The sequence below is a fragment of the bacterium genome, assembly GCA_030583725.1.
Taxonomy (GTDB): Bacteria; Patescibacteriota; Microgenomatia; order UBA8517; family UBA8517; genus JAUYMM01.
On the sequence record CP129472.1, the window covers coordinates 116,919 to 142,139 of the forward strand.

The following is a 25,221-nucleotide window of genomic DNA, read 5'->3' on the forward strand; positions in this document are numbered from 1 at the left end:
AAAATGTTTAACTTATGAAAACTATTAATTATTCTAAGCAAAGCGCTTTAGGTTATGCTGGTTTAGCTTTGCTCCGAAACTGGCTAATCGGCAAAAGTTCTTCAATTACTTCGATATTTAATGAAATATCGAATCTCGCAGAAAACCAAGCCGACACACTAGAAGTAACAGATATAAAAACAAAGGCAGTTGAACATAATATCGAATCTGGTTATAAAATATGGTCCAAAATATACGATACCGAAGAAAACATATTAATTGAGATTGAAGAACCAATTGTCAAGAAATTATTAGAAAAATATCCGACAGGAAAAGTAGTTGATCTAGGATGTGGAACTGGAAGATATAGCCTATATCTTAATTCACTTGGCCATTCTGTTACTGGAATTGATATCTCTGAAGATATGATAAACATAGCTCGATCAAAAAACAAAAAGGTTAAATTCCTTCAAGGAGACATGAGAAAGCTTCCATTTAATGATAATGAATTCGACTTTGCTATTTCAGGTTTAGCGATACACTATGTAAAAAATTTAGAGGAAACAATAAAAGAATACTCAAGAGTTTTAAAGCCTGGTGGAAAACTAATTATCTCTAGCATTCATCCTTGGATGGTTGCATTAGGAGTGCATGCCGAGTTCCATGATAAGAAATCTGGATGGGGCTTTATTAGAGACAGTATCTTATGGCACAGTTCATACATTGAAGCGTTTAATAAAGCATCGTTGCAAATTGTACATTGTTATGAACCTAAAATAGAATCTAGCCATATTAAAACTTTACAAAAATGGTCAATACTCAGTCCTAAAACATTATCATCAGCATTAAAGGGATTACCAGTTGCTATAATTTGGGTTCTTAAAAAAAATAAATAATGATGAAACACAAAGAAGCACTCACCCAAAAAAGTAACGATTACTCATCACTTGAAAAAGAGTATTTGAAACTCACAAGATCAGAATTACTAGATCCATTTTCTGTTCCGCCAGATATAAAGATCAATGAGGATATGACAGCTACAATCATAATTCCTGGAAAGAATGTTGAGCCATCGATTCTTGCCTGTCTTGTGGCAATTGAGCAAAGTAGCTTCAATATTAAGTATCCAGAAAAATTAGAAGTTATATTTATTGATGATGGCTCAAATGATAGAACATGGGAAATTATTAATAATAATGATCTTGCATTGAATCTTGTTGTAATAAAGCAAAAACATTCAGGCCAATCACGTGCACTTAATACTGCAATTTCTATTGCTAAAAATAAAATTATTATTTCTTGTGATGCAGACATGATTCTTTCTTATTACACAATTGAACAGTTAATGATAAGGCACCAGCTGTTTCCAAATGTCTTGTTAGCAGGATTTCGTTCAGAAGTATCTAAGGACGACCCACGAGTTGATCCTAAAAATATAAGGCATTTGGGATTACACAGATATCCGACTCTGACAACTGATGAGAGGATAGTATTTTCATCATCAGGTTATCCGAACAATATGTGCTTAGCAAGTAATCATTATAAAGATTTAGGGCACTTAAATGGGCTCTGGATGCGTAATACTAATGATCCTTGGTTAGTTTCTGATCTAGTTTTTGGTGCACTTTTTAGCCTTCCAAAAGAAACTTACAATGAAATAGGTGGATTTGAGGAACGATTCATTGGTTATGGTTGTGCTGATGGTTATGTAGCCTCAAAGGCTATTTCTTTAGGAAAATTCATCTTGCCTGTCTACTCTGCTACAGGATTACACATTAGTCACTCATCGAGGACAGAAGATAAATTTAGTGAATACTTAAATAATCGACGTATGTTTTACAAACTGATAGAAGAGACCGAAACAAATGACTTTATGAATTGGATAGATAAACCAAAAGATCATATTATTGAGCAAATACACAAGAAACCTGCACTTATTAGAATATCAAATAATGACGCTTCCATTAAAACGAATGTTCCTAGAAACTTAGAAATCGATACATTATTAGCCATTGGTCAATTTAACAAGGTAATAGATCATATACCTAAAGATACATCGGATGAGAAGCTACTTTTAAATTTAGGTCATGCATATTTAGGTACGGAAAATTACAATGAGGCAGTTGATATTTTTAATAAATTATCAGAAAAATCAAATGACTACCTACTTGGTTTATTTCAATCTCAGGTAGCAATAGAGAAATTTTCTGATGCTGGAAAAACTTTAGAAAGATATCTCCAAACTATTGAAGTTAATGAAGATATTAGTTATTGGAATAACAATCCAGAATTTTATATAAAACAAGGAACACTTTTTTATAATCAAAATTTTTACAAGATAGCAATTAGATGCTTTGGGATCGCTTTAGCTAAACAGCCATCTAATAGTATTGCTTTGGATTATCACGACAGATGTCTTCAAAAACTACAAAAAATTAGTTAGATATAGGAATTCCAGTTGGAGTTGTTGTTGATTCTACTGTTGGAATTGGAGTCGGTGCAACTGTAGGAACGGGAGTTTCTGTAGGCTTTGGTGTTGGAGTTGTTGTTGGGATTGGTACTGGTGTTGTTGAAAGTACTTCTAGATCTTGGATATCTTCTACTTCTAACACTTTGTTTTTAGAATCATATGTACCAACTGCAAGTATTCTTTTTCCAACTAGAGTAGAAAGATTAAAACCAACTGGTATTTCTAAAGTAACAGCTTCTGTTGATGTGGTGATTAAATAAAATTTAACAGGATTAGTATTTGTTTTTGTTAATGTTCCTTTTAAGGCTGTATCTTTTAATAATTCAGGAGTTGGCGTGTTTGTGGGAGTTGTGACTATAGAATTATTAAATTTTATCCAAGGAAAGAAAGTTGGAAGAACTACGCCACCTAAACCAAAGGCAAGTGAAAAAGCAATTAATGCAACTCCAAAGACTGTAAGAGGTTTCATTCTAAATCTCATATCAATTCCTTCATTTGCCATTATTCTTCTCCACCAATACTTAATATATACAAGTGGATTAGTTACTTTTAAATTAACAAGATCAGGAGGGTTAGTTGTATTTACTGAAGTTGGGTTGTTAACTGATACAGATATTGGCGGTAGTTTTGTTGGATCATCTTTTGCAACAAACTTACCACCACTACCTCTAACTTGTTTCTTTGCATTCTCACTTTTAATTTGACTTAAAATATCATCCTCCATGTTTTTACCTCTAATTAAATATTAGTACTTTGAAAGGCAAACTACAATCATTTATCAAACTTTTTAAATTCAGTTTCACGATCCTCAATTATTTCATTTACATTACCCCAATTATTTTGAGCTGGTGTTAATTTAAGCAAAACTAATAATCTTAATAAAATTGTTAATCCTAACATTAAGGTAAGCCACAAAATAACAGTTGATACTAAAATTTTTACAATAGTAGCTAGGTATTTAAATATAAAGACTTTTTTAGTCAACTCTGGATTGTAAAGTGATATAAATATCAAAGTAATTAAAATTACTAATGCTACAATTGAAATTATCAAGATATCCTTAATATTAGCAGATGAGACAACCCCAATTAATTCATAGGCAGATAAACATTCTGATTTTCCTTGCTTTGATATAACTTTTGATAAATCTCTTTTATTTACAGGACCAAACGATCTTGAATCATTTGAATTTAACCGATTGTCCCCTAGAACAAAATATTCATCATTATCTAAAACTACTGATTGGTTATCATTTTCGTGTGCACTTATGTCTAAAAATCCATTTTCGCTAACTATTTTGTCATTAATATAAATTTTTGAATTAACTATCGTTACCTTTTCATTTGGTAGTCCAATTATTCTTTTAACAAAATCAGCGTTCTCAACACTTGAATCATATTTACTACCATCAAAAGTGACAACATCGCAACGATTATAAGACACTAGTCTTCTAACTGAAGAGTAACTATCACGATTACTAAAGTAAGGATTCATTGAATTTCCCATAACATCACCATTATCAAAGCCCGATATAAAATATAAACCTATCAATAGTACGATGCCTATCCCACCATGTTTAAGAATATCTAGAAAAATCTTTTCGATTTTCTTCATAATTTCAGTTTACTCTTTTGGTTATAAGTTGTTAATCTCTTTTATTGTTCTCCTGCCCATGCACATTGGCCAAAGGCCAACCACCCCTGTAAGCTTTGGGGTGTTTTGTGTTGGGCAGGATTCCCGACAGGGAATATTTCAGGAGCAATGGTTTTGTTGTTTTTGTGTTCTAACCAAGTGCTGTGCCGAAGGCACTTTTGGAGTTGTTTTCTAGCACTTGGGTAGTTGCCTGTTAAGGCAAATTGCGACTGAAATGACACATTAGAAATCCTTTAAAAATAGGTCTTGTTTAGTTTTTGTGTTCATATGTGAACTTGCGGTGACCGCATCCGCAACCGCAGTACCGCAACTCCGCAATATGCCCTATAATACGACACGATTGCGGATTTTATAAAGGTCTCTGCGGTATACCGCAAGGGCACCGTCAGACACTCGCAAGTGTCTGACTCTACAAATAACCCCTTTTCCTTAAAGTGGGTAAGCGGAAGGCCGAAACGAGCGAAGCGAGTGGAGGCCTGGAGCGCACACACGATTGGGTTAGCGAAGCTCCGCGAAGCGGAGCTGAGCGAGCAACACGAGCATTCTCCAATTCATTTCCCCTTTAACCCCTCTTCTTGGAGAATGCAAACAAAGATGTTAAACTATACATGTTGGCGAAACCAAGTCAGAGCGGTTTGGAAAAGTCGCTCCATAGCGAAATGGTTTTGCGTTTTTCCCAATTTTCCTCAAGAAATCAGCATTTTCCCGAGTTCTAGCCACTATTTTTAACGGTTTATCTTTAGCCTGGAAAAAAGTTTACCGGTTACCGGAGTCGGACCAAATTATTTTTTCTTACTTACTTCTTTTATAACCCAATCACCGAAAACCAATGGTTTCCAGTCTTTTCCTATGGTTTCTCCAATGCTCTTGGTAAATGACCCACCTATATTTGCACCAGCCACAATTACTCCAGTCAATGGAGTAGGATCAATCGCAGCATAGAATGGTGGTCCATATTGTAATAAATTTCCAAATAACTTGAGTGTAGAAGAAGTAAATTTTGTTATTCCAGAAGCTTTTGTTACTTCTTGGTGATACTCCACAATCTCATCTCTGTCCCTTTCCGATTCTTGCTGAAGCCATTTTCTAAACTTTGAACTATTACTTCTGACTTTCATTACTAAATCAATATCAATGATGCCTTGGTTAACTAACTCACGTATATTTGGGTATTCGACTTTTTCCGTGAGCTTGCTAATCACTTTTTGAGGTTTATTTGTACTTTGATCTACTTCAAAAAGTTTATTACCAACGACAGTACTCATAACATCACCCAAATACAAATCCCACCCATATTTCGATGATGTCCATATCAGATTATTGGAATGTGCCTCACCTATTGCAGGCATTTCTCCTCTGAAATAACCGGGTAAACCTAACAACTCATCCAACTTTTTAAAGTCGTAATTATAATTAATCGTGAATTGATCACTTTCTGAATTTAGAATAGTCGAGTGAATTTCAGGTGGCTTTATTCCTGGTTGGAAGTTTTTGAAAATATGATCTACATAAGCTTGGGTGAGTAAATTTATTCTCTCAGTTTGTTTTAGAGCCAGTCTTGAGTTTTCAACTGGAGGGTCGTAACCTTCGGCCATTTCATTAATCAAATTTTCTTCAATAATTCTATATAGTTGTGCCCTTTTTCGTGAATTCATGAATTTTGCCAGATTGCTTCTATAAACTATCAATCTGATGAAGTCACTTTGATTGTTTTCTTGCGGAGTGTTAATGTTCCAAATCGAAAAAGTACCTTGATTATTTATTGCACTTGTCATGAAGTGGTAGTAAAAGGGACGGAGAGTTCTTTCCCTCAATAAGCTGAAAAATAAATCCAACTTTCCTTGTGAAGAAAACCACTCAAGTAATTCTTCGAATTCTTCTACAGTATTGATGTTAAATAAAACTTGATCGTAATAAATTAGAGATTCTGCAAGAAGTCCAAGATCAACATGTTTTTTAGCTTTAGCCAGATAAGGAGAACTGAAAGGCCAAACTTCTAGCGGGACCAATACTGTAGTGTGTTTGTTAATAGAATCTGTCATGATTTTATCAAACATTTTTTACTTCTTTGTTAACATTTGACATTGTTTTTAAAAATTTATCGAAAAGAGGTTTGAGCTCCTTTTCAGCCTTCCATCCATAATGATCACTTGCCGAAGCAAATATACTACTAAAGAAATCAAAAGCCATAACAAGATCTTCTTCGACCCAATTATCAGAGATACCTGCAAAATTAGTGAAACCATTTTCAGTTTGTTTTACATAATCATTCATCACTCGCGCATGGGAATGTGTATGTTGAGAGCTGAGACGGTACATTGTTTTATATTGGCCACTCCGATTAACCTCTTCTGCCATTTCTCCCAATGACTTGTCAGACCAGTTGTAGCCCTTGTATTTGTATTTATCTTGGACTTGTTTTGCCATTTTTTTAACTTCAGAAATAGAGACGTCTCCATTTTTTGGTTTTAAAGCACGTTGCTCGAGTTGAAGTAATAGTTCTGGTTTTTGTTCTGCATAATTAAACATTTTCTCTCTCAATATCCAATCAAAACCGTAATAACGGTATGCTCGTTCATCAGTAGGGTCTTTTAGGATATATAAAAGTGTAATTAAAAGTTCAAATATTGTTCTGTTCAAGATTGAGGCATCTTCGCCGTATCCTCCTTCGCAAAGAGCCATGATAGCTGAATGTGTTTTATAGGATTTTGCCAAAGTGAATGCAACAAGAGCATCTTTTGGTCCTATGTTTCGAATTTCCCTTTCGAGATAATCATCTACCAGTAACTTGAGTTGATGGTTAAAGCTAAAGAGATCTTTGTAGGAAGTGCTTATAACATTTTTTGTACGATAGTTAGACGCATCTTCTTCGCTAACGACCCACTCACGTCCCTTTTTTTCGGCCTTTAACTTTCCTTCACCTATTAATCTACGGATGTAAGAATCATCGTTATAGCCAAGTATCTTCGCAAGGTCTCGAGTGTTATAGTATCGCATATTAAAAATAATACACTCTTTGTATTTACTTGTCAACGGTCACCGTGTACTAGATTGCGTGTACTGAATAATATTTTGACGTCCTAGCATGTTTTTTGATCTCTGCGATCTTTACCGAATACCTCCATATATAGAAACGAATTGATTTCCTTCAAGTAGCCTTTGAAAACTGTAAGTTGTAAAATTAACTCAGCCTGAGCTGTAATATAGTAGTGAAGACCGATTTTAATTTTGGAAATAAGAGATAAATCGGGATCGAGTAGATATTGTTTGATATACTCGTCCTGGCTAAACAGGTTCGAGCCAATTACGGTTACCAGCTCACAAATCCTTTTTAAACCAATCCCCTAGTGGTTTTTTACTGTTTGGATAGTAATTGTAGTTTATAAATATTTCAGAATTACTTTTTATATTTTTAATAGCTTTAATTATCAATTTCTTGTTTTTGTAATCATATAAATATCTTGCGTTTGGTGAATAGGAATGGTTATATAAACTTGCAGTTCCTAGAGCTATGACAAAGTGTTTATTTGTATATTCAAAGTAATAGTAATAAAGATTAGTTTTTTTGATATGTTTAAAATCTTTAATAGGTAATAAAATAAGTGGGGCAATTTCTATTATCTCACCTTTTTTAATGTTTTCTTTTGAGAATACACCACTACCATTGATTGTTTCAGATTGTTTGATCGTTATTTTTTGCATCATCAATTGTGTTAATAAATATCCTTTTTAATGTTTCGGTAAAGTCAACACCATACATATCAAGAATTATTGAATATGTTGCGTGGGTTTCTTTGGTCGGACCAAAAAAAGGGTTACAATTAGGGTCAATTACGTAAATTCTTCCCGATGCATCAATTCTTAAGTCTATTCTTGCATAGTCTGACATTTTTAAAATATCAAACGTTTTTCTAACATATTCTTTTAAATTGTCTTGTTCATATTTAATATACTCAATAGTTTTCCAATTTTTCCATTTTTTATTAAAAGTAACAACATCACCTTCTGTGTCGTTGTTCGTTTTTCTTTGTACACAGTAGACTTTTGTATTGGAACCGTCAAGAACAGATGCAGTAACTTCAATTCCAGCTATAAACTCGTCAACTAAAATTGGTTGCCTAAATTTATCAATTAAATATTTTAGTTTGTTTCTTAATTGTTTCTCATTCCTGCAAATACTATCCTCGTCAACACCAATACTACTATGTTCGTGATTTAATTTTGGAAACAAAGGGTATCTCAAATTGTGATCTATACTTTCTGTATGAGAAGTAAAAAGTTGATGATTTGGTACTGGTACACCACCAGACTCAAGCAGTTTATACATTAAATATTTGTTTGTACCAATTGACCAACCAAGAGTGCCAGAACCAGTATACGGAATATTTAGAATCTCATATAGTCCAATAACTGAGGCCCCAAGTGTTGACTCTCCTCTTACACTATCTACTAAATTTAATATCATCGATGGATTGTATTTTTTTAAGTTAGCAGCAATACTTTCATCGCAAGGGAGGCAGACAACATCAATCCCCATATTTAGGGCATATTTTGCAATATCATTAGCATAGATGTCTGCACCTTCTTCAGACACATATTCCTCTTCAGTTTTAAAATATTCTCTTTTTACATCAGAATACACAATTGCAACTTTTTTAGGTAATCTTATTTTTTCTTGATCAGTCATCTTAATATCCCCATTCCCTCATTGTATTTTGAAGCATTCTTTTAAGCAGTGTTTTAAACGGAACACCATAATCCTCTAAGGTTTTAGTCATTTCACATTCCCAACTTGGTGGACCAAAATGACAATTTGCATTGGCATCAATGAAATAGTATTTTCCCATTCTGTCCATTCTTACATCAAATTTGCCATAGTCTGACATTCTGGCAATTTTAAAGGCTTTTTTAACTAAAGCATCAAGTAAAGGATCATGATATTTTTCATACTTTAAATATTTTTTATATTCTGAAGGTTCATACATCCAACAAAGATCATAGTCTAAAAATTCATGTCCTGTTTTGTTGTTTGGAAGTTTAATTTTTCTTTCTATTGAATATACTTTTTTGTTTACAGATTCAAAAGTAAAAATTGCAAATTCTCGTCCATCAATAAATTCTGAGACCAGTACGTCCTGTTCATAATACTTATTTAATAGATACTTTAATTGACGTCTTAAATCTTTTTCATTTTCTACAACAGATTTTCTAGTTATTTCTACATTACTGTGTTCTTCATTAAGTTTTAAAATCAAGGGAAACTTTAAAGACGGGTCTAGAGGTGTTTTGGCAGATGTCATTAATTGAAAAGGGGGTACTGGTATGCCATGTTGTGACAAAAGTGCATATATCAAATACTTGTTGCACCCTAGAGAAAAACCTAGAATATCAGCACCAGTATATGGGATTTCAAGAAGTTCAAGTGTCGCAGGGATAGTTGCGCCCAGATAGTCATAACCTTTAACTGTTGTAACCAAATTAATTGCCATATCTGGTTTTTCTTTTTGTAGGTTCTTGGCAATATCAGAGTCCCCTTTTATATAACAAACGTCAACACCAAGGGACTTAAGAAATGGTCCAAAAGCGTAGGCTTCTTTGTCAGAACCATCTACTGTATAGAATTCTTCTACGGTGTAGTAATATTCTCTCTTTGCATCTGTGTATATAATTGCAACTTTTTTGGGAAGCTTTCCACCATTCTGATTGTGTTTAGCAATTAGGCTTCTGGTGTTAGGAGAATTAACTATATCTTTCATTTTATTAAATGATGTATGAATATTTATATATATTTTGATAGAATATACAAGTAGTAAACAGATTGGTCATTTTAACCAACAAATTATAAACCTTAAGTTTTAATTTGCGACTATGACAAACTAAAGTTTGTTTATTTGCGAAACAAGTTTCGCGACTATAGGTAAATGGATATACCGACTCCCTTCTAAGGAGCAATTCTAGGTTCGATTCCTAGTAGTCGCACACTGTGACACTTTTCTTGACACTTGTTCCACTTCAACTTACAATCTTAAAATAACTCAAATGAAACGAATTAAGCGAATAATGCTCAAGCTTACAGGAGAGCTTTTTGAAAAAGAGTTACAAAATATAAGTTTTGAAAGATATGATTTTGTAGCTAAGCAAATCTTAAAGATTCAAGAAGAAGCTAAGGTTCAGATAGGAATTGTTGTTGGTGGTGGCAATATTTTTAGAGGAAGAGAGGCAAATACATCAGTAGATAGGTCAGAGGCTGATGCAGTTGGAATGCTTGCTACAATCTCAAATGGAATTCTTTTAAGAGAGGCTTTAGTACGTCACGGAGCAATTAATGCACGCCTCATGACAGCAATTGACATTCACCAATTCGCAGAACCATATATTAAGAATAAGGCTAGGCATCATTTAGATGAGAACAGGCTTGTGATTATTGCTGGTGGACTTGGAAAACCTTATTTTTCTACAGATTCTGCAGTGGCCCAATACGCAAACGAGATTAATTGTGACATTATTTTTAAAGCAAGCACTATTGACGGAGTTTATGATTCTGATCCAAACAAAAATAGAAATGCAAAAAAGTACAAAAGCCTAACTTATCGTGAAGCCATTAATAAAAATCTAAAAATTTTAGACCAAACCGCTTTTGCTATGTGTGAAGAATCGCAAATACCAATTTTTGTATTTGACGTAAAGAACCTCCATGAACTTCCCAAAGTCATCAAGGGTGATTATTCTATTGGTACACTAATTCATAAATAAAAATAGTTAATGAAGAACCCACGACCTTACGGTCGGGGTTTTTGCAGTGATAAATCTACTGGCTTGCTACAATTTAATGTACAATGAATGTTCGATGAAAAAAATTGTATACCTCTTGCTGTTTTTTATGTTTTTATTTCCTACAAAAACTCTTGCGTATAATCCCTTGTCTGTTCCCAACAATATATATGGAATGGGAATTATCAATCACTCTGATATTGGAGATGTTAAAAATTTAGTAAATTTTAATGGTGGAGACTGGGGTTATGTAAAAGTTGTAATTACTGAAAAAGAAAGAAACAAAGAAGTCTGGCAAAAGTTTTTAGATGATTGCCGAAGAGATAACCTAATACCAATAATTAGAATTGCATCTAATTTCGATGGTAGTAACTGGGAAATTCCTAAACTTGATGAGATTGACAACTGGGTTTCATTTTTTGACTCTTTAAACTGGGTTACCGAGAACAGATATCTAATAATTGGCAATGAACCAAATCATGCAAAAGAGTGGGGAGGGAAAATATCACCTGAAGAATATGCAGTCTATTTAAAGGAGTTTTCTGTAAAACTAAAAAATAGCTCTAATGATTATTTTGTATTAAATGCTGGTTTTGATCAAGATGCTCCAAATGGTAAAAACACTATGGACCAAAGAATTTTTCTTGAGAGAATGGTTAAAGCAAATCCTGATATATTCAACTACGTAGATGGCTGGAATTCACATTCATACCCAAATCCAGCATTCTCAGGATCTGAAAAAGCTACTGGCAGAAGAACAATTAGAGGTTATGAATGGGAGTTAGAATATCTCCAATTTTTACGCGTAACGAAAGATCTACCGATCTTTATTACAGAAACTGGTTGGGTGAGAAATGATAAGAATGTCACCTTAATTGCGGAAAAATTAAAATATGCCTTTGAGCAAGTTTGGTCTAAAGATGAAAAAGTTGTTGCTGTTATTCCATTTATTTTAAATTACCAACAAGAACCATTCTATCAATTTAGTTGGAAGAATAAAGATGGTAGCTACTACCCTATTTATGAAACCATGCAGATGATACAGAAAAAGAAAGGGAATCCAATCCAAAGAATAGAAGGTAATGTTATTTTAAGCTTCTTAAACCCCTTAATGTTTGCAGGTAGAGATCAAAAAGGATTATTTGTTGCAAGAAATACTGGTCAAGCAATATGGAAGCAGTCAGATGCACACGTAATCAATGAACCACTAGATGGGTTTGGTTCACTACTTGATATAAAAATTTCTAATACTAAATTTTCGCCAATTGAGCCCTTCTCTACTGGACTTGTTGTTTATACACTACACATCCAAAACAAAGGATTTGGACAAGAAGCAAGGTTAGGTTTTTTTGTAAAGGGTAAAAAAATAGATGATGTATATAGTGGAAAAATAATAGGGTTTTAATAAAAATCAATCCTACACTGTAAATTCCAAACGATTGGGTAAATGTATATATCCCTTCATATCGTAGTCTGCTGCTCCAATCTTTTTTAATAAGTTGAAATCTTTTTCCACCAAATCTGGCTGATTAATCAAGGAGATGTTGGTTTCGGCAACAAAACCATAGACGCTTGGTGCAATTTTAGACATTGTTATCATTCTACTATCATCCGAATATATTTCCATAATTCTATCAGAATCTGTGTCGCTAAGTCCTAATTCTCTAATTGTTTGCTCGACCAGATCTCTAGATTCGTAAAATTTATCTAATAGTGGTTCCGAAACATGTTCTGCAACTTCACTTACCTTGTTGGGAAGAAATATTTGCCAATCTTTTCCCAATCGTATCTGTCAGTAATAACTATTTCAACTCCTTGTTCCAAAACAACACGTTGACTGTATTGTTCAACCGATTCAATAAATGCTTCCGGAGCATGAAGTTCATATTTAGCACCACCGAAAGCATAACGCAATTCTCTCCATGAAATAATCGATTCTGCATCCAAAGCTGTCTTGAGCCCTTCTGCGCTTTTTAAGTCCCTAAGTGCTCTTTTAGTAAACATATAATCTTTTTCGACTGTAACCTTATCTACAGTATTATTTTGAGAATTGTTAATTGCAGAGGATATCAATTTACTTACAAAACTTTCTGGTGACATTTCAGTTATTTTTTCGAATACAAAGGAAATATCCAGAGGTTTTCCATCACCATATAAATAGTGATCCATTGTCATCCCTGCTTTACCTAAACCCATTTTGTCACTATATTTAATTGCTGTCTCAGCAAAAAGCCAAACCATCGCTAACTTTCTTGATTCATAAACTCTCTCGGGGTCTTTACTTAATTGGGCTTCAGTCAGCTCTTTCGTTACTTTTAAAGCGTTAACAAAATGTGGGTCACTACTTAATTCTACTCCAGCACTTACAGCAATAGCTGCACCAACGCCAAATTTCATTATACTTAAAAAATCTCTACGAGAGAATTTTGATTTTGGTTCTCCAATGCTATCTGCCATAGTGAGCCAAGATGGATTCGAACCATCGACCTTATCCTTAAGAGGGATCTGCTCTACCGCTGAGCTATTGGCCCTTTAAATTTATTTGTATTATAGCATCATTTCTGCCATGCTACCCAAATACCTGTTGTTAGTTTTCTGTTTAAAGATTCTTCCTCTAAAAACAGTTCTCCTGAAGATATTAAACCTTTAAATTTTGCTAATTTCTCTCTTAACATATTTTCTATGGTTACAGGAGAAGTTGACACTGCATAGGCGTTGATAATAAGAAAAAGTGGATTATCAGTTAAAATCTTTGTGACATTATCTAGTAGTTTTGGAAAATCCTTTGTAAAGTTCCAGACTTCTCCGTTTGGACCATGGCCATAGACTGGTGGATCCATAACTATACCGTCATACTTGTTACCTCGTTTAACTTCTCTTTCTACAAATTTCTGACAATCATCTAAAATTAGTCTGCATGGTTTATCAATCAAATTTGAAGTTGTTTGGTTCTCTCTAAACCAAGTAATTGCAGGTTTTGATCCATCTACATGTGTAACCTTAGCTCCACTTGAAAGGGCTACTAAACTAGCTACTCCTGTATAACCAAATAAACTAAGTATGTTTGGTTGTGATTTGGAGTTAGTAATATGTTTTTTCATAATTTCCCACTCAAATTGTTGTTCAGGGAAAATACCTGTATGTTTAAATGGTGTAAGTTTTAAGTTTAATTTTAAATCTCCGTAGTTGATTTGCCAGTTTTTAGGAAATTTATTTTTAATTCTCCATATACCATCAAAAACAGCGTCTGCCTTTTTCCATTCTTCTTCACTTAAACCTTTGGACCACATAACTTCAGGGTCAGGTCGGTCAACAATGTAGTTGCCAAATTTTTCAAGTCTTCTTTTGTTTCCTGTATCTAGTAATTTATAATCCATATTTTTTCTAAAATGTTTGAGCATCATAAAAACCTAACCATCATTCCATCAACTACCTTGGTCGTTAAAGGCATTTCTTGACCGTCAAACTTTGCCCCATTGCCCCATATTTTTGCTAATGTAGTACCTGCTAAAAACTCAGACCCAATCCCACGAGCTACATCCTCAAGTGTATCATTTTCCTTCATAATTACTGGGTTATTTGTGTTAGGTTTCTCTGTTTTCTCAACTAGATAAATAGTTACAAGTTTTAAATTTTGCCAAATAATTTCTTTAAGTTTATTAACACCAATATTTTTATCAGCTGAAATATAAATTAGGTCTTCATATTTGTGACCGATATGTGTATCTGACTTGTTAACAACAAATATTGCATTTTTATATACAATTCTTTGGGAAAAGCTATCTATAATTTGATCCATTGTAACTTTTTCTTTAATAGAAATTCTTCCATTTTTAACTCCAAATTCATACGCAATACCTTTAATGTCATCTAAATTAAAATCTTGTTTTAAATTTGAAACTATTGATAACCCTCCGGAAATTTCTTTTTCAATTCTGACATCTGGTGCTTTTTTGTTAATTCTAATCCCTGCCTTTTCAAGCTCTTTTGATAGATGATCAAAAAAATCAAGCCTGTCTGGATCTGTCATAACCACCAAAAGATCAGCACCTCGAGCAACTGACAAAACTTCCTTACCTCTACCTTTTCCAATTGAAGCACCTTCAATTAACCCCGGAACATCAAGTATTTGAATATAACCATCTCGAAATTTAAGCATTCCTGGAATTACAGAAACTGTTGTAAAGGCATAGGCTGCAATTTTACTTTTTGCATTTGTTAACAAGTTGATAAGAGTGGACTTACCAGCAGATGGTGGCCCAATTAAAACTATTGTTGCATCGCCTTGTTTTTTAACTGCATAACCCCCACCGCCACTTCCCTTACTTTTTGCTGTTGTTTCTACCTCTTTGTCTTTTAACCTCGCTATCTTGGCTCTCATGGCCCCTATGAAACCATTTGTTGCCTTATGGTGTGGAGTTTTCCTAAGTGTTGCCTCAATTTCTTCTATTTGTGCTGCGATATCTGCCATATGAACTATATTATACCCGAGATCAGCTGTATAATGAATTGATTACATAATTTATGAAAAGACAGACAAAAATTATAGTAAAAAACATCTCAATCAGTTTTTCTCAAATAAGTAATGAGGATTATATTTCGTTAACAGATATTGCTCGTTATAAAAACAGAACAGAACCAAAATCTGTTGTCCAGAACTGGATGAGGAATTACAATACAATTGAGTTTCTAGGTATATGGGAGAGATTAAACAATTCAAATTTTAAAGGGGTCGAATTCGATGCCTTTAAAAATATGTCCGGAAGTAATTCATTTACACTTTCTCCTCAAAAATGGATATTTAAAACCAATGCCATAGGCATAAAATCAAAGTCTGGCAAATATGGTGGAGGCACATATGCACATAAGGATATTGCTTTTGAATTTGCTTCATGGATAAGCTCCGAGTTTAGATTTTATTTAATAAAGGAATTTCAGAGATTAAAAACAATTGAAAATGAAAAAATAATTTCAGGATGGAATACTAAACGAATACTTGCAAAGGTTAATTATAAAATACATACAGACGCAATTAAGAAACATATCATCCCTGTTAAACTTTCAAATAAAATTGCTAGCATAATATATGCGAATGAAGCAGATGTTTTAAATATTGCGCTGTTTGGAATAACAGCACAAGATTGGAGGACTAAAAATCCAAACAAAGAAGGAAATATTAGAGATTATTCGACAGTAGAGCAACTTGTAGTAATTTCTAATTTGGAAAGTATAAATGCAGAGTTAATTCGATCTGGATTAAATCAAAAAGAAAGATTAATTAAACTAAACGAGATTGCAATTATTCAACTCAAGTCACTTTTAAATAATCAAACATTAAGAAAATTAGATCAAAAAAAGGTATAATTCGAAAATTGCACCCGTAGCTCAACTGGATAGAGCGCTTCGCTTCGGACGAAGAGGTTTTGGGGGTTCAAATCCCTCCGGGTGCACAAATTATTTCCTCTTGACCATTTACCATCATCTCGTGATATATTGTAAAGCGTGAAGTTTGTAATAATATCTGGTGGTGTTTTGTCAGGCCTTGGTAAAGGTATAACTTCAGCCTCTATAGGACTTCTCCTTAAAGCATCGGGTATTAAAGTAACTGCAATGAAATGCGATATGTATTTAAATGTAGATGCTGGAACAATGAACCCAATTGAACATGGTGAGGTTTTTGTAACAGATGACGGACTGGAAACTGATCAAGACCTAGGTCATTATGAAAGATTTCTTAATATAAATTTAGGTAAAGCTAACTACACCACAAATGGACAGATATATAAATTAATTTTAGAAAAAGAAAGACAACTTGACTATGCTGGTAAATGTGTTGAACCATACCACCACATTCCCCCTGAAATTATTAAAAAATGGTACAAGGCAGGAGAATCTAATAATGCAGATGTTGTACTTATAGAACTTGGGGGTACTGCTGGTGAATACGAGGGTTTACTTTTTTTTGAATCTGTAAGACGACTTAAACTTACAAATCCTGACGACATTATATTAGTTCATGTTGGATACCTCCCTGCTCCACCATCTATAGGAGAGTTAAAATCTAAGCCCTTACAACAATCAGTTTCTGTCTTAAACTCTTTGGGTCTAATGCCAGACTATATTGTTTGCAGGTCAGAATTGGCAGTAGATGAGAAAAGAAAGGAAAAAATTGCATTGTCTAGCGGTCTACATATTGAAAACATAATTGCAGCCCCAGACGTAGACAGTATTTACGAGGTACCCCTCGTTTTAGATAAACAGAAGTTTGCCCAGAAAATAATAAAACGCCTCAAGTTGTCTCGTGTAAAAAGCTACAAGAAGAAAGACCTTAAAGACTGGGTAAATTTAGTTAAAAACATTAACACTTTAAAAAAACAGGTAAACATTGGAATAATTGGTAAATATCAAAAAACAGGTAATTATGTTTTAACAGATAGTTATGTCTGTGTTGTGGAAGCTCTAAAGCACGCAGGTTGGACATTAAAACTACAACCTAATCTGGTTTGGTTTGATGCAGAAAGTAAAAATAATGACTACTCCAAACTTGATGGCATTATTATTCCACAAGGTTGGGGTAAAAGAGGTATTGATGGAAAAATAGATGCAATCAAATATGCAAGAGAAAATAATATTCCTTACCTAGGTCTTTGTTTTGGAATGCAAATGGCAGTAATTGAGTTTGCAAGAAATGTTTTAAAGTTTAAAGGTGCGAATACGGAAGAGGCTGATCCTGATACTAAATACCCCGTCATCCATACTATGGATTATCAAAAAGAATTAATCAAAAACCACCAATTTGGAGGAACCATCAGGTTGGGTTCATACCCATGTAGAGTAATCAAGGGAACTAAATTGGCAAAAGCTTATTCAAATAAATCAATAGTTCATGAAAGACATAGACATAGATATGAATTTAACAATAAGTATAAAAAGGAATTTGAAAAAGCAGGTATGGTTTTTTCAGGAACCAGCCCCGATGGAAAGCTAGTTGAAGCAGTAGAACTACCAAATCATAAATTTTTTGTAGGTACTCAGTTTCACCCAGAATACAAAAGTAGACCACTTTCTCCACACCCCATTTTTATAGATTTTCTAAAATCTACGCAGGTGGTATGAAATTAAACATCTCCAATGTTATAATAACATTTGCCCTGCCGGGGTGGTGGAATGGTAGACACACGGGCCTTAAGAGCCCGCGGAGCTAATACTTCGTGGAGGTTCGAGTCCTCTCCCCGGCACAAGGAGTTAGTGAAAACGGGGTGTGGCTCAGTTGGTAGAGCGCTGCTTTTGGGAAGCAGAGGCCGTGAGTTCGAATCTCGCCACCCCGACACAGAAAGATAACTAAGAAAATTGCGGGTATCGTATAGCGGCTATTATATCTGTTTTCCAAACAGATGATGGGGGTTCGACTCCCCTTACCCGCTCAGATGGCTGAGCACTGTGTAAAAAAATTAGGAATTGTTTCTGCTCCAGAATTAGGTGAAAAAGTACTGCTTACACATACAATGGAATGTGCCACTGAAACAATAAAAACTGAAATAATTTCATTTTCTATAAATAATGGAGGCTCTATTGCTGTGCGTATATCTGGTTTTGGATCACTAGGAAAATCAAGTCTGGCAACAAATATATTATCTAAATTTCCCTATGCGTCCTTAATTCATACCGATCGTGTTATGCCCGATCGTGAGGAACGAAAAAAAAGAGGCCTCCCAAACGGGGATGATCCAGCGGTTTTACGTTTTGAATTGCTTCAACAGGCTGTTAAAGAGTTGTCGTCAGGTAACAGTGTTGATGATATCGTTTACAACCATGTCACTGGAAAACATAACAGTGTTGGTAAAATATTTCCTTCTAATTTAATTATAATAGAAGGTGCTTGTGCTTTATATTCTCAACTAAATCTTCCCATACCCTCATTTGGAATTTTTTTAGACGCCGACCAGGAAACAAAAATTCAACTTCGACATATGGTAAATACTACTGAACGCGGGTATGACGAAAAACGTTCATTGGAATCTATGGATGGATATCTAGACTCTTATAATAAATTTATTCTTCCCTCAAAATCGAATGCTAAAATTTCTTTTACAATAGGTCTAGACTATTCCTATTCTTCACCGAGTATAATAAATTGTTCTTGTAAATAAATTCTAAATCTTTTTTTGAATATCTTTTTTAAATCTGGAGAGCATTTTTTCAAGCATGTCTATAGCAGAACCTTGTCTTTTCTTTTTATAAATCCAGTAAAGAAAACCAAGTGCAAAAATAATTAAGAATGCATAGCCTATCTTTTCCATACTATCAAAACCTTCACTTAGTGACTCTAGTGCATCAAGACTGGTAAAACCTAAATAAAGATAAATTGAGTTTCTGACAATAAGGCCTAAAAATGTACTTCTGATATATGCTTTAAAGTCAGTTTTTATAAGTCCTGCGATAATTGATACAGGTGCAGTTGGCATTATGGGGAGTGCTCTCATTAAAAAGATTGCTATATCATCTTTTGAGCCTTTGCTTAAAAATCTACCTAAGCCTTCTGTATCAGAATGACTTACTCCTAAAAACTTACCAAATTTATCAATTACTACATCCTCGAGTTTGTCTGAAATGATATAAATTACTGCACTGCCTATTGTTTTACTAAAGGCTCCAATCAAAGCCAAATACAAGATAAACAACAGACTTCTCTCTTGACCCGCTGCAATAGACCCACCAAGCATCATAACTAATGGAGATGGTATAGGAGCTATAATCTCTTCTATTAATGCACCAATGAATACAAACCATTCAACAGGGACCCCATCAGCTATATTTACCAACCAATCAATTAATATTTTCATTTAACATTTAACAGTTTACACAAACGAAATTAAAAATAATATAGTCATCTAAGGCTAGATCACTATATGTTTAGCATAAAGAAAAACCCTACATCGTGCTTACCATAGATATATTTACTATAAAATAGTAAAATAAGAGAGTTTTCAATAAATGGTGGTTGTAGCTCAGTTGGTTTAGAGCGCTTCCCTGTGGAGGAAGAGGCCGGGAGTTCAAATCTCCTCAACCACCCAATAACTAAATTGTAGTTTAAACAAATTTAATTAGTTCTTTTAATCTAACTTGATAGGAGTGTTCGGTCATTAATTTATTTCGTATACCTCTACTAATATCCAAATATTTTTTATAATCTTGTAATATCATTAATATATTTTCATTAGATAAAACCAATTCTTTTACAGTGTCACCATAAAGTTCAACCGCATGAGAAAAATATTCGGGTATAACCGGTACAGTATTAGCAGCGAATGTTTCAAACATTCTCGGGGTTACAAGTTTTAACTTATTAAGTATTGGCCTTACAAATATTGGATTGGTTAATGCTCTACTCATCGACGTTTCTACTCTGCCGTATGGTGCTGGTTTAATAATTTCAATGTTATTTACTTTAAGAAAATCTGGATCTGAATTTGTAACTTTTTCATATCCTTTCATATTATTTCCATCCCAATAATTTCCCATGACAGCAACTTTTTTAAGTTGTCTTCTGATTGAACTTATAGAATTAGTTAAATTATAAATATCGTCCCATCTATGCCAATTATTTCCAACATAAAGTAAATCAAAATCCTTCTTAATGCTTTCAAACTGGTTATTATCAATACCAAAATATATAAACTTATAAATATTATTTTTTGTAATTTTATCTAAAGTTGGCTGTAGAACTTTATCAGACAAACTATCATATAATTTTGTCCAGTATTCATAAGAGTCAGAAGTTGAATGGTTGGTATCATCTTCGAATACACATGGCTCATGATATTTGCCATCAGGATCAATTATCAATATTTTTGATCTTGGAATATGTTTTATAATTTGATCTAAATCCACTTCAGACAGGAAGGGGTATGATTCATAAACTATGACTAAGATGTCGACGTTCCAAGATCTTGGGGCTACTGGTATAATTTTTCTTATAGTTTCGTCTATATAACCAAATTCGGATACTCTGACATCGTACCCAAGAAGTTTACCAGCTTTTATATAGCCCAACAGGGCGTTACTTGAGCCGCAACTATACTGATAGTTACCTACAAAAGATATTTTCATTTATTTTATCTAAAAATCGATTATACTATATCAATTAGACTGAAATATATGGATATATTAGACTCATATTACAAAAAAACAATAAACTTTGATTTTAAAAATACAAAACTTAAGTTTAAAGTTTCTCAACCCCTATTTAGTTCTCATATCATCGACCTTGGTACACAAAGATTATTAAGAACCTTCTTATTAGATAAATTAAATTATAAGAAAGTATTAGATTTAGGCTGTGGATATGGACCAATTGGGATCACCCTAAAGGCATTGATGCCAAACAGCGAAATCCATATGACAGATAGAGATGCACTCGCTATTAAATATTCAGGTTTAAATGCAGAATTAAACAATCTATCTATTCCAGAGATTTATGGAAGTCTTGGATATGACAGTATTGAAACAAAAGATTTTGATCTGATAATGTCAAATATTCCTGCAAAAGTTGGATTTAATGTGCTATCACACATGTTACTAGATGCTAAATATTTTTTGAGAGAAAAAGGATTAGTAGCAATTGTTGTTGTTGATGCAATTTTAGATGATGTAGAAAAAATACTATCAGATCCAAATATTGAAATTATCTTGAAAAAATCATGGAATGGACACACAGTATTTCATTATAAATTCATATTAGATTCAAATCTAAATACAGGGAAATGTCCTCAAAGTTTTAATACAGGTCTTTATGATAGAGATGAATATTCATTTAATTTTTTAGGTAAAACTTTAAAATTAAAAACAACTTATAACCTTCCTGAATTTGATGAAATTGGCCACAATACACAGATGTTATTAAATAATCTAGAAAATATAAAAGGTAATGACATTCAAAATTGTGCAATTTATAATATACATCAAGGGCATATACCTGTTGCTGTTTCATCAATATCTAATTTGCAAATATTGACATTAATTGACCGAAATCTACAGTCTTTAGTAACAACATCAAGAAATTTAAAACTAAACGGACTTCCAGAAGAAAAGATTATTTTAAAGCATCAAGTAGATCTTACTATTAACAGCCAGAATATCGATTGTTTTATTGCAATAATAGACAAAAAAGAAGGGAGAGATGTCAATCAATTTTTGATAAAACAAGTTTTGGATCAACTTTCCAAAAATGGTAGAGCCTATTTAGAATCAACTTCTAATATAACCACTCAGATTGAAAAACTAGTTAAAAGGGATAAAAGAATATCAATACTAAAAAGAGCTAAATATAGAGGAGAAAGCTTCTTATCATTTGAGAAAAAAACTATTTAAAGAGTTCTTTTATTTTTTCTATCACTAAATCAGTTCCATTTCCCCCCAGTGAATCAATGTAATCCTTGCCCTTTTTTACAGTTTCGTTGGACCACTTATTTCTATTTTGTACAAGATCATTAAGCTTTGATCCTATTTTGTTTTGTATATCTTCAGATTTTTCCAAAAGTCTTAATTGTTTCATCACTAATCTAGTACTTTCTTCTCCTGGAAGATGTAATAAATCAAGTTTCGGAAAAAAATCATTTAAGGATACTGAAGATTCAGCCAGACCTAAATCGCGAAATCCATCCAGCTGTAAATATTGGCTATCATTTGATGGGGGAAGAAAAATTACAGGTGTTTCGCTAAAGAATGCTCCTTGAGTTGTTATTAAACCCGGTGTTATAAGTATCACCTCAGATTGGGACATTTCTTCAGCGAATTTATCATGAGCTAGAGTAGTATACTCAAATGGGCTATTTGGGAATCTGTTTTTAAGCTGTTCTATAACTTTTTCGCTTGTTACTAAAATCACACGTTCAAAATCAGACCAATCAACATTTTTAGATAAAATATCTGTCATCACGAAAGGAAAATTAGTGTCCTTTCCAACCTGATATACGTGTGTTGCCTGTGCTCCACCAAATGAAATAATTGCCTGCTTCTTTCTAGATAATTTGTTAAATTTAGCCATAATGGGTCCAACAGTTAGAAGATTTTTAATCTTATCACCATACTTTTTCTCGTTAGCACTTGCGTCAAATGCACGCTCACGGATATACAAATCTACATCGAAAAGTTCCTCTGAAATAGTTGGCCAAAACCAAAACAAAACATCTTCCCAGATTGTAATTTTATTAAACTTTTTAGCAGCTTTTATACTTGGAATATCTGTGCAACTAACAACTGCGTCAGCTTTAGATATAATTTCTTCAAGTTTTGGCATATTTTTAGGGTCTTCTGTATCAAGCTCATAAATTTTGTTAAAAGGAAATTTTTTAGCTAGCTGAAGTGATGTACCGAAGCCTACAAAGATCAATTCAAACTCCTTATTGCCTCTGAATTCATCTGCAAGATATAATAAAGGTCCAATAGAGCCAAAAGCAAAGTCTTGGGCTGTAAAAACGATCCTCTTCATGGTATAAGATTATATACTAATAAATATGAAATGTTTAGTAACAGGACATTCTGGGTTGATAGGGTCTGATCTAGTGGACTTGTTGTTGTCTCATGGCCATGATGTATATGGAATTTCAAGCTCCTCAAGAAATGAAAATCTTAAGTGCAAGAACTACTATATTGATCTTAAAGATACCTATAAATCAAAAGAAGTAATTGAATCAATAGCTCCTGAAATAGTCTATGCACTAGCTGCAGACGCGTCTGAAATCAAATCACTTTTTTCTCCAATTAAGGTAACAAAAGATAATATTGATGTTTTTTTAAATACTCTGGTACCTTCCTTAAACTCAAGTAATCTAAAAAGAGTTATTTTTGCTTCAAGTGCTGCAGTTTATGGGAATATAGAATCTCCGTTTAAAGAAACTGATATACCAAATCCACAAGATATTTATGGCATTAGTAAATTGACGAATGAAAACTTTCTTAAAGTAATGAGTCAAGCTCATGGTTTTGAATTTGTTATTGTCAGGCCTCATAATGTTTTTGGACCACGGCAACGAATGAACGATCCATATAGAAATGTAGTTACACTTTTTATGAATAATATTTTAAGAAATGAACAGTATACAATTTATGGCAAAGGCGAAATGAAACGTTGTTTTTCTTATTCAAAAGATGTCGCTGATGTTATCTACCAATGTGGTTTTAAGAATGTAGCCGATATGACATTTAATGTAGGGTCAGATACAAGTTATTCCCTTCAGGAACTTTCAGATATGGTTCGTGAAATTTCAAAGACATCGTTGACTCCAAAATATTTACCATTACGTCCAAAAGAGATTGGTTCTGTTATCCTAGATCACAAATTACAAAATAATAATTTTGATTATAAGAACACAAATATCATTGAGGCACTTAAAACAACATGGGAATGGGCAAAAACACAAGGTCAGCAGGAATATAAATACACCAAGCTTGAAATTAATAATAAATTAGTTCCAGATAATTGGAAATGACAAACATTAACTATTCGAAACAAAGTGCTTTAGGTTACGCTGGATTAGCATTATTGAGGAATTGGCTAATTGGTGAGGATTCCTCAACAATACCCATATTTGACGAGATCTCATCTCTTGTTATGAAACTGCCTAATACACTAGAAATAGTTGATGCAAAAACAAAAGCGGTTCAATATGACATCAAATCCGGCTACAAAATATGGTCCAAAACATATGATACTGAAGATAACATCTTGATACAGGTTGAAGAACCAATCGTTAAAAAAATACTGAAAAAATATCTCCAAGGAAAAGTACTTGATTTAGGATGTGGAACTGGAAGATACAGTCTCTATCTTGATTCACTTGGCCATTCTGTTACTGGCATTGATATATCTATGGATATGATAGAACTTGCTAGACAAAAAAGTAAACAGATACAGTTTGTTCAAGGCGATATAAGTAATCTAACTTTTGAAGATAATAACTTTGATTTAGTTGTCTCAGGTTTAGCAATTCATTATGTAAAGAATTTAGAAAAGTCTATAGATGGGTTTTCTCGAGTCTTACGGCCTGGAGGCCATATGGTTATCTCAAGTGTTCATCCGTGGATGGTTGCGCTAGGTGCACATGCAGAGTTTCACAACAAAAAATCAGGATGGGGTTTTATTAAAGATAATGTTATTTGGCATAGTTCCTATATTGAAGCTTTTAATAAATCTTCTTTGAAAATTATTGAATGCTACGAACCTAAAATAGGATTGAAAGAAATTAAAACCTTACAGAAACTATCTGCACTTAGCTCTAAAACAATGTCTCTTGCATTAAAAGGATTGCCTATTGCAATAGTTTGGGTTCTTGAAAAAAGTAAATAAC

24 protein-coding genes and 7 tRNA genes are annotated in these 25,221 nt (G+C 33.4%); 16 read left to right on the forward strand and 15 right to left on the reverse strand.

The window, feature by feature from the left end; translation table 11 throughout:
* Positions 1 to 14: 14 nt before the first annotated feature.
* Both QY322_00705 and QY322_00710 read left to right on the forward strand, forming a co-directional pair.
* Positions 15 to 875 (forward strand): class I SAM-dependent methyltransferase, encoded by an 861-nt coding sequence (locus tag QY322_00705; GenBank protein ID WKZ25816.1) that lies wholly within the window; start codon positions 15 to 17, stop codon positions 873 to 875.
* Complete coding sequence (locus QY322_00710) at positions 875 to 2,422, forward strand: glycosyltransferase (protein ID WKZ25817.1); 1,548 nt, start codon at positions 875 to 877, stop codon at positions 2,420 to 2,422. The genes QY322_00705 and QY322_00710 overlap by 1 nt, the downstream gene beginning before the upstream one ends.
* On the opposite strand, the gene QY322_00715 is transcribed toward QY322_00710, so the two are convergent.
* The 7 genes from QY322_00715 to QY322_00745 form a co-directional block, all read right to left on the reverse strand.
* A complete protein-coding gene (locus tag QY322_00715; protein WKZ25818.1) occupies positions 2,415 to 3,173 on the reverse strand; it encodes a hypothetical protein in 759 nt (252 codons plus the stop codon). The genes QY322_00710 and QY322_00715 overlap by 8 nt on opposite strands.
* A 47-nt stretch (positions 3,174 to 3,220) precedes the next feature.
* Complete coding sequence (lepB, locus tag QY322_00720) at positions 3,221 to 4,063, reverse strand: signal peptidase I (GenBank protein WKZ25819.1); 843 nt, start codon at positions 4,061 to 4,063, stop codon at positions 3,221 to 3,223.
* Positions 4,064 to 4,884: 821 nt separating this feature from the next.
* A complete protein-coding gene (locus tag QY322_00725) occupies positions 4,885 to 6,159 on the reverse strand; it encodes a hypothetical protein (protein WKZ25820.1) in 1,275 nt (424 codons plus the stop codon).
* Positions 6,152 to 7,099: a DUF5677 domain-containing protein gene (locus tag QY322_00730; protein WKZ25821.1), complete on the reverse strand. Its 948-nt coding sequence runs from the start codon at positions 7,097 to 7,099 to the stop codon at positions 6,152 to 6,154. The genes QY322_00725 and QY322_00730 overlap by 8 nt, the downstream gene beginning before the upstream one ends.
* Before the next feature lie 321 nt (positions 7,100 to 7,420).
* Entirely contained in the window at positions 7,421 to 7,807 is a 387-nt protein-coding gene (locus tag QY322_00735) for an SET domain-containing protein-lysine N-methyltransferase (protein ID WKZ25822.1), read from the reverse strand.
* Positions 7,776 to 8,789, reverse strand: coding sequence for an ATP-grasp domain-containing protein (locus QY322_00740; GenBank protein ID WKZ25823.1), 1,014 nt, complete (start codon positions 8,787 to 8,789; stop codon positions 7,776 to 7,778). The genes QY322_00735 and QY322_00740 overlap by 32 nt, the downstream gene beginning before the upstream one ends.
* 1 nt (position 8,790) lies before the next feature.
* Entirely contained in the window at positions 8,791 to 9,858 is a 1,068-nt protein-coding gene (locus tag QY322_00745) for a hypothetical protein (GenBank protein ID WKZ25824.1), read from the reverse strand.
* A gap of 151 nt (positions 9,859 to 10,009) precedes the next feature.
* Between QY322_00745 and QY322_00750 the strand changes: the two genes are divergently transcribed.
* The 3 genes from QY322_00750 to QY322_00760 all read left to right on the forward strand — a co-directional run bounded on the left by QY322_00750 (position 10,010) and on the right by QY322_00760 (position 12,278).
* Positions 10,010 to 10,081 (forward strand) — tRNA-Arg (locus QY322_00750).
* A gap of 60 nt (positions 10,082 to 10,141) precedes the next feature.
* Positions 10,142 to 10,855, forward strand: coding sequence for a UMP kinase (gene pyrH, locus QY322_00755; protein ID WKZ25825.1), 714 nt, complete (start codon positions 10,142 to 10,144; stop codon positions 10,853 to 10,855).
* 94 nt (positions 10,856 to 10,949) lie between these two features.
* Positions 10,950 to 12,278, forward strand: coding sequence for a hypothetical protein (locus QY322_00760; GenBank protein ID WKZ25826.1), 1,329 nt, complete (start codon positions 10,950 to 10,952; stop codon positions 12,276 to 12,278).
* A 12-nt stretch (positions 12,279 to 12,290) separates the two neighbouring features.
* Here the strand turns inward: QY322_00760 and QY322_00765 are convergent, their stop codons facing one another.
* From QY322_00765 to QY322_00785, 5 genes are all read right to left on the reverse strand, one after another.
* Entirely contained in the window at positions 12,291 to 12,656 is a 366-nt protein-coding gene (locus QY322_00765; GenBank protein ID WKZ25827.1) for a hypothetical protein, read from the reverse strand.
* Positions 12,617 to 13,330 (reverse strand): hypothetical protein, encoded by a 714-nt coding sequence (locus QY322_00770; protein WKZ25828.1) that lies wholly within the window; start codon positions 13,328 to 13,330, stop codon positions 12,617 to 12,619. Before QY322_00770 ends, QY322_00765 begins: the two co-directional genes overlap by 40 nt.
* Before the next feature lie 2 nt (positions 13,331 to 13,332).
* Positions 13,333 to 13,404: transfer RNA gene (locus QY322_00775), tRNA-Lys, on the reverse strand.
* 24 nt (positions 13,405 to 13,428) lie between these two features.
* Positions 13,429 to 14,277 (reverse strand): class I SAM-dependent methyltransferase, encoded by an 849-nt coding sequence (locus tag QY322_00780; protein ID WKZ25829.1) that lies wholly within the window; start codon positions 14,275 to 14,277, stop codon positions 13,429 to 13,431.
* Entirely contained in the window at positions 14,274 to 15,344 is a 1,071-nt protein-coding gene (locus QY322_00785) for a 50S ribosome-binding GTPase (protein WKZ25830.1), read from the reverse strand. The genes QY322_00780 and QY322_00785 overlap by 4 nt, the downstream gene beginning before the upstream one ends.
* Positions 15,345 to 15,397: 53 nt before the next feature.
* Here QY322_00785 and QY322_00790 point away from each other — a divergent pair, with 53 nt between their 5' ends.
* The 7 genes from QY322_00790 to QY322_00820 all read left to right on the forward strand — a co-directional run bounded on the left by QY322_00790 (position 15,398) and on the right by QY322_00820 (position 19,023).
* The gene (locus QY322_00790) at positions 15,398 to 16,237 is read left to right on the forward strand and encodes a KilA-N domain-containing protein (GenBank protein WKZ25831.1); all 840 of its coding nucleotides are present in this window, start codon (positions 15,398 to 15,400) and stop codon (positions 16,235 to 16,237) included.
* A 10-nt stretch (positions 16,238 to 16,247) separates the two neighbouring features.
* Positions 16,248 to 16,323 (forward strand) — tRNA-Arg (locus tag QY322_00795).
* 52 nt (positions 16,324 to 16,375) lie between these two features.
* Positions 16,376 to 17,989, forward strand: a complete 1,614-nt coding sequence (locus tag QY322_00800; GenBank protein ID WKZ25832.1) for a CTP synthase — start codon at positions 16,376 to 16,378, stop codon at positions 17,987 to 17,989.
* Positions 17,990 to 18,026: 37 nt separating this feature from the next.
* Positions 18,027 to 18,111 (forward strand) — tRNA-Leu (locus tag QY322_00805).
* A 17-nt stretch (positions 18,112 to 18,128) separates the two neighbouring features.
* Positions 18,129 to 18,201 (forward strand) — tRNA-Pro (locus QY322_00810).
* A 24-nt stretch (positions 18,202 to 18,225) separates the two neighbouring features.
* A tRNA-Gly gene (locus QY322_00815) sits at positions 18,226 to 18,297 on the forward strand.
* Entirely contained in the window at positions 18,268 to 19,023 is a 756-nt protein-coding gene (locus QY322_00820; GenBank protein WKZ25833.1) for a hypothetical protein, read from the forward strand. Before QY322_00815 ends, QY322_00820 begins: the two co-directional genes overlap by 30 nt.
* 3 nt (positions 19,024 to 19,026) lie before the next feature.
* Here QY322_00820 and QY322_00825 read toward each other — a convergent pair whose 3' ends face one another.
* Positions 19,027 to 19,716 carry a VTT domain-containing protein gene (locus QY322_00825; GenBank protein WKZ25834.1) on the reverse strand — a complete coding sequence of 230 codons (690 nt, stop codon included), beginning with the start codon at positions 19,714 to 19,716 and terminating at the stop codon, positions 19,027 to 19,029.
* 154 nt (positions 19,717 to 19,870) lie between these two features.
* Between QY322_00825 and QY322_00830 the strand changes: the two genes are divergently transcribed.
* Positions 19,871 to 19,945, forward strand: a tRNA-His gene (locus tag QY322_00830).
* 18 nt (positions 19,946 to 19,963) lie between these two features.
* Here QY322_00830 and QY322_00835 read toward each other — a convergent pair.
* Positions 19,964 to 20,983 carry a hypothetical protein gene (locus QY322_00835; GenBank protein WKZ25835.1) on the reverse strand — a complete coding sequence of 340 codons (1,020 nt, stop codon included), beginning with the start codon at positions 20,981 to 20,983 and terminating at the stop codon, positions 19,964 to 19,966.
* A 48-nt stretch (positions 20,984 to 21,031) separates the two neighbouring features.
* On the opposite strand from QY322_00835, the gene QY322_00840 reads away from it, so the two are divergent.
* Complete coding sequence (locus QY322_00840) at positions 21,032 to 22,243, forward strand: methyltransferase (GenBank protein WKZ25836.1); 1,212 nt, start codon at positions 21,032 to 21,034, stop codon at positions 22,241 to 22,243.
* Here the strand turns inward: QY322_00840 and QY322_00845 are convergent.
* Positions 22,236 to 23,363, reverse strand: coding sequence for a hypothetical protein (locus QY322_00845; GenBank protein ID WKZ25837.1), 1,128 nt, complete (start codon positions 23,361 to 23,363; stop codon positions 22,236 to 22,238). The genes QY322_00840 and QY322_00845 overlap by 8 nt on opposite strands.
* Before the next feature lie 25 nt (positions 23,364 to 23,388).
* On the opposite strand from QY322_00845, the gene QY322_00850 reads away from it, so the two are divergent.
* Together QY322_00850 and QY322_00855 are read left to right on the forward strand one after the other, a co-directional pair.
* Positions 23,389 to 24,363: an NAD-dependent epimerase/dehydratase family protein gene (locus QY322_00850; GenBank protein ID WKZ25838.1), complete on the forward strand. Its 975-nt coding sequence runs from the start codon at positions 23,389 to 23,391 to the stop codon at positions 24,361 to 24,363.
* A complete protein-coding gene (locus tag QY322_00855) occupies positions 24,360 to 25,220 on the forward strand; it encodes a class I SAM-dependent methyltransferase (protein WKZ25839.1) in 861 nt (286 codons plus the stop codon). Before QY322_00850 ends, QY322_00855 begins: the two co-directional genes overlap by 4 nt.
* The last annotated feature ends 1 nt before the right edge of the window (position 25,221 follow it).

Bases quoted from the DNA above. Each gene is read 5' to 3' on its own strand.
- QY322_00790 (WKZ25831.1), top strand. From the start codon at position 15,398: ATGAAAAGACAGACAAAAATTATAGTAAAAAACATCTCAATCAGTTTT.
- QY322_00770 (WKZ25828.1), bottom strand. From the start codon at position 13,330: ATGGCAGATAGCATTGGAGAACCAAAATCAAAATTCTCTCGTAGAGAT.
- QY322_00745 (WKZ25824.1), bottom strand. From the start codon at position 9,858: ATGAAAGATATAGTTAATTCTCCTAACACCAGAAGCCTAATTGCTAAA.
- QY322_00835 (WKZ25835.1), bottom strand. From the start codon at position 20,983: ATGAAAATATCTTTTGTAGGTAACTATCAGTATAGTTGCGGCTCAAGT.
- QY322_00825 (WKZ25834.1), bottom strand. From the start codon at position 19,716: ATGAAAATATTAATTGATTGGTTGGTAAATATAGCTGATGGGGTCCCT.
- QY322_00855 (WKZ25839.1), top strand. From the start codon at position 24,360: ATGACAAACATTAACTATTCGAAACAAAGTGCTTTAGGTTACGCTGGA.
- QY322_00725 (WKZ25820.1), bottom strand. From the start codon at position 6,159: ATGTTTGATAAAATCATGACAGATTCTATTAACAAACACACTACAGTA.
- QY322_00735 (WKZ25822.1), bottom strand. From the start codon at position 7,807: ATGATGCAAAAAATAACGATCAAACAATCTGAAACAATCAATGGTAGT.
- pyrH (WKZ25825.1), top strand. From the start codon at position 10,142: ATGAAACGAATTAAGCGAATAATGCTCAAGCTTACAGGAGAGCTTTTT.
- QY322_00710 (WKZ25817.1), top strand. From the start codon at position 875: ATGATGAAACACAAAGAAGCACTCACCCAAAAAAGTAACGATTACTCA.
- lepB (WKZ25819.1), bottom strand. From the start codon at position 4,063: ATGAAGAAAATCGAAAAGATTTTTCTAGATATTCTTAAACATGGTGGG.
- QY322_00845 (WKZ25837.1), bottom strand. From the start codon at position 23,363: ATGAAGAGGATCGTTTTTACAGCCCAAGACTTTGCTTTTGGCTCTATT.
- QY322_00820 (WKZ25833.1), top strand. From the start codon at position 18,268: ATGATGGGGGTTCGACTCCCCTTACCCGCTCAGATGGCTGAGCACTGT.
- QY322_00740 (WKZ25823.1), bottom strand. From the start codon at position 8,789: ATGACTGATCAAGAAAAAATAAGATTACCTAAAAAAGTTGCAATTGTG.
- QY322_00760 (WKZ25826.1), top strand. From the start codon at position 10,950: ATGAAAAAAATTGTATACCTCTTGCTGTTTTTTATGTTTTTATTTCCT.
- QY322_00840 (WKZ25836.1), top strand. From the start codon at position 21,032: ATGGATATATTAGACTCATATTACAAAAAAACAATAAACTTTGATTTT.
- QY322_00715 (WKZ25818.1), bottom strand. From the start codon at position 3,173: ATGGAGGATGATATTTTAAGTCAAATTAAAAGTGAGAATGCAAAGAAA.
- QY322_00785 (WKZ25830.1), bottom strand. From the start codon at position 15,344: ATGGCAGATATCGCAGCACAAATAGAAGAAATTGAGGCAACACTTAGG.
- QY322_00850 (WKZ25838.1), top strand. From the start codon at position 23,389: ATGAAATGTTTAGTAACAGGACATTCTGGGTTGATAGGGTCTGATCTA.
- QY322_00705 (WKZ25816.1), top strand. From the start codon at position 15: ATGAAAACTATTAATTATTCTAAGCAAAGCGCTTTAGGTTATGCTGGT.
- QY322_00780 (WKZ25829.1), bottom strand. From the start codon at position 14,277: ATGATGCTCAAACATTTTAGAAAAAATATGGATTATAAATTACTAGAT.
- QY322_00730 (WKZ25821.1), bottom strand. From the start codon at position 7,099: ATGCGATACTATAACACTCGAGACCTTGCGAAGATACTTGGCTATAAC.